This window comes from Roseateles sp. FW301-B2 (assembly GCF_058788955.1).
Window position 1 is genome coordinate 10,001 of the sequence record NZ_JBYTBE010000063.1, and the last position, 1,667, is coordinate 11,667.

The 1,667-nt window shown below is 51.0% G+C and carries 2 rRNA genes (1 of these 2 cut by a window edge); both read left to right on the forward strand.

Annotated features, from left to right (window positions below):
- Positions 1 to 1,295, forward strand: a 23S ribosomal RNA gene (locus AC3WQY_RS24365); it begins 1,585 nt to the left of the window's first position.
- 195 nt (positions 1,296 to 1,490) lie between these two features.
- Positions 1,491 to 1,603, forward strand: a 5S ribosomal RNA gene (gene rrf / locus AC3WQY_RS24370).
- Positions 1,604 to 1,667 lie beyond the last annotated feature (64 nt).

Here is a 1,667-nt window from a genome sequence, read left to right on the forward strand (position 1 = left end):
ACCGTACCGCAAACCGACACTGGTGCGCGAGATGAGTATTCTAAGGCGCTTGAGAGAACTCTGGAGAAGGAACTCGGCAAATTGACACCGTAACTTCGGAAGAAGGTGTGCCTTTAGTAGGTGAACCATTTACTTGGGGAGCCCAATGAGGCCGCAGAGAATCGGTGGCTGCGACTGTTTATTAAAAACACAGCACTCTGCAAAGACGAAAGTCGACGTATAGGGTGTGACGCCTGCCCGGTGCTGGAAGATTAAATGATGGGGTGCAAGCTCTTGACTGAAGTCCCAGTAAACGGCGGCCGTAACTATAACGGTCCTAAGGTAGCGAAATTCCTTGTCGGGTAAGTTCCGACCTGCACGAATGGCGTAACGATGGCCACACTGTCTCCTCCAGAGACTCAGCGAAGTTGAAATGTTTGTGATGATGCAATCTCCCCGCGGAAAGACGGAAAGACCCCATGAACCTTTACTGTAGCTTTACATTGGACTTTGAACAGATCTGTGTAGGATAGGTGGGAGGCTTTGAAGTAGGGACGCTAGTTTCTATGGAGCCAACGTTGAAATACCACCCTGGTGTGTTTGAGGTTCTAACCTTGGTCCCTTATCGGGATTGGGGACAGTGTATGGTGGGCAGTTTGACTGGGGCGGTCTCCTCCCAAAGTGTAACGGAGGAGTTCGAAGGTACGCTAAATACGGTCGGAAATCGTGTTGATAGTGCATTGGCATAAGCGTGCTTGACTGCGAGACTGACAAGTCGAGCAGGTACGAAAGTAGGACAAAGTGATCCGGTGGTTCTGTATGGAAGGGCCATCGCTCAACGGATAAAAGGTACTCTGGGGATAACAGGCTGATACCGCCCAAGAGTTCATATCGACGGCGGTGTTTGGCACCTCGATGTCGGCTCATCTCATCCTGGGGCTGTAGCCGGTCCCAAGGGTATGGCTGTTCGCCATTTAAAGAGGTACGTGAGCTGGGTTTAAAACGTCGTGAGACAGTTTGGTCCCTATCTTCCGTGGGCGCTGCAAGATTGAGAGAGCCTGCTCCTAGTACGAGAGGACCGGAGTGGACGCACCTCTGGTGTATCGGTTGTCACGCCAGTGGCATCGCCGAGTAGCTAAGTGCGGAAGAGATAACCGCTGAAAGCATCTAAGCGGGAAACTCGTCTCAAGATGAGTCTTGCCGGGGCCTAGAGCCCCCTGAAGGGTCGTTCGAGACCAGGACGTTGATAGGCTGGGTGTGGAAGCGCAGTAATGCGTTAAGCTAACCAGTACTAATTGCCCGTGAGGCTTGACCCTATAACTTTGACAGTTCGAAAGAGCAAGTCAGAGCTTATTGAGGTAAGCACAAGTTATGCTGTTCTTCAGAAGTCTGAATTGAACGCAATCAAAATCAAAGCTGATTCGAAGCGCGCAAGAGCCAACGCCCTTGTATAATGCGCAACTCTACAAATTGGGTAAGTTGTTCCAGCAACAACTTGCCAACCAGTTAAGCCTGATGACCATAGCGAGTTGGTCCCACTCCTTCCCATCCCGAACAGGACAGTGAAATGACTCAGCGCCGATGATAGTGCGGATTCCCGTGTGAAAGTAGGTCATCGTCAGGCTAATATCCAAAGCAAACCCTCCGCCTCCTATGAGTCGGAGGGTTTTTGCTTTTAAGGGCCGCAA